Annotated in this window: 1 protein-coding gene and 1 pseudogene; both read right to left on the bottom strand. The window is 73.4% G+C overall.

Annotated features, from left to right (window positions below; all coding sequences use genetic code 11):
• Positions 1–706: 706 nt before the first annotated feature.
• A pseudogene (locus tag B7767_RS46865) lies at positions 707–1,028 on the bottom strand (DUF3093 family protein); the annotation flags it as partial.
• A 165-nt stretch (positions 1,029–1,193) separates the two neighbouring features.
• The coding region (locus B7767_RS36730; RefSeq protein WP_143652842.1) for an RICIN domain-containing protein at positions 1,194–2,047 on the bottom strand (854 nt) is incomplete at its 5' end.

A 2,047-nucleotide genomic window follows, 5' to 3' on the forward strand; every position in this document is an offset into this window, starting at 1 on the left:
GTGCGCGGCGCCGGGCGACGCGGACAGGGCGAGGGCGCCGAGCACGGCGGCGCCGGACTCCAGGAGACGGCGGCGGCTGACGACCGGCCGCCCGGGGTGGGGGGACCGGCCGGCGGGAGACGGGTGCGGGTGCGGGTGCGGGTGCGGCATGACCGTGGCCTTCCTCGGTACGACAGAGCACTGCGCGGACTGAGGGCACGTCGGACTCCCCCTCGACGCACCACCGGACGGAAGCCGTTACGGCAGGGGGACGTCACAACTACTGGTGACGGAGCAACTACTGAGCCAGCCACACCCTAGGACTCGAACACAAACGAAGCAATGACGCCGTCGAGGTTTGTGTGGTCCTGGTGGTTCGGCGGATCGCTTCGCTCCTGGCCGCTCCGTGAGCGCCGTGCGGGCCCGGTGTCAGCCGTGGAGGATCCGCCCCGGTGTGACGGGAGGCGTTGAACCGTACGCGGGAAAAGGTGCCCTCGGTGAGGGCTCCGTCCAGTCCGTGCCGACGGACGAGTACCGCGTGCGGCCCTGCCCCGTCAGGTCCCGGCCGTACCGGTCCTCGTCCTCGGCCACCGGCTCCGCGTCCGCCCCGGCCGTCAGCGACGGGCGAAGGACAGCACCGCGAGGAGCGTGACCGGTTGGCGGGTGGAAGGTAGAGGTAGGGCTCGGGAGAGCCCGGATCGTCGGTCTCGACGCGCACGGCCGTCGGGACGCAGCTGCGCAGCAGCATCGCCGCACGCCCGTCGGGTGCGCCAGAGGAACGCCTCCTCGGCATCCAGGATCCCGGTCATCCCCAAGGAGGTGACGGGCAGCCGCATCGAGCCCGCCGTGAGGTGACCGTCCGTCACAACAATGCGGGCGGCGCCGTAGGAGCGCAGCCCCAGCGCGGTGAGGACCACCACGACCGCCGGTCCGCCGGCGGCGGCCAGGGGCCCCAGGGGCAACAGGACGAGGGCGGCCATCACACCCGGCAGGGCGGCGAGCCAGAACCACGTGTGCGGCACGCCGAGTCGTTCTTCGTACAGACGCATGCCCCGCCCTGTCACCCCCCGCGCCGCTGCTCGCGGCCGGAGGGGGCCTCGCTGTGTCCGGTACGACGTCGGCCGTCGGCCCGGTCGGCAAGGCCGGCCGGCACCGCGTCGGCCGGCCCGGTGGGAGGGCCCCGGCGCTCGCGCGGGAACGCCCGGAGGACGGGGTCAGCCGCGCCGCCAGGTCTGGTTGGCGGTGCCGGTGCAGGGCCACAGCTTGACCGGTGTGCCGTTGGCCTCCTTGCCCCACCACACGTCGACGCACTTGTCGCCGGCCTTGAGCGACACCAGGTCCTCGGTACCGTTGATCTTGAACTTCTGTCCGCTCGACCCGTCGCACCGCTGCAGCAGGACGGCCGTCTCCTTCTCCACCGCCCCGCCGTCCAGTCCCATGCACAGGTCCTCGCCGATGCGCAGGGTCCTGTCGGTGTCGTGGAAGGACCAGATCTGAGCGCCCGCCGAGACCCCACAGGGCTGGATGACCAGTTCCGCCCCGACGCCCCGGGAACTCGCGGTGAGGCACTTGCCGGTGTCGGCGCTGACGATCCGGGCGGTGGCGACGGTGACCGTCTCGTCCGCCTTCCTCTCGCTCCGCCGGGCCGGAGCCTCAGCCGTGTCCTGCTCCTCCTTGCTCCGCGAGCCGGCCTGCGGGCTCGCGTCGGCGACGGGGCCGGAGCCGTCCGGGGACGCCTCGCCGTCGCCCTTCCCCTCCTTCCGCCCGTCCTCCGTCTTCTTCCCGTCCTCCTCGCCGTCGCCTTCCTCGTCCTTCGGCGAGCCGGCCGGAGCGTCGTCCTTCGGGGGCTCCGCGACATAAACGCCCGGCGGCTGCTGCGCCTCCTGACCGTCGAGCAGTTCCCGGGAGTCGGCGGCCGCGGTGGCGTGGTCATCGGGCCGCCCGTCCCGGTCGTTGCCGGCCATGATCAGCAGCGGTACGGCGAGCAGGATCACCCCGGCGATTCCGGCGGCGGCCAGCACGGGGGCCTTCGGCCGTCCCGGCGCACCGTCGCCACTCCCCCTCCCCG

The sequence above is a fragment of the Streptomyces sp. 13-12-16 genome (assembly GCF_002114215.1).
Lineage (GTDB): Bacteria > Actinomycetota > Actinomycetes > Streptomycetales > Streptomycetaceae > Streptomyces.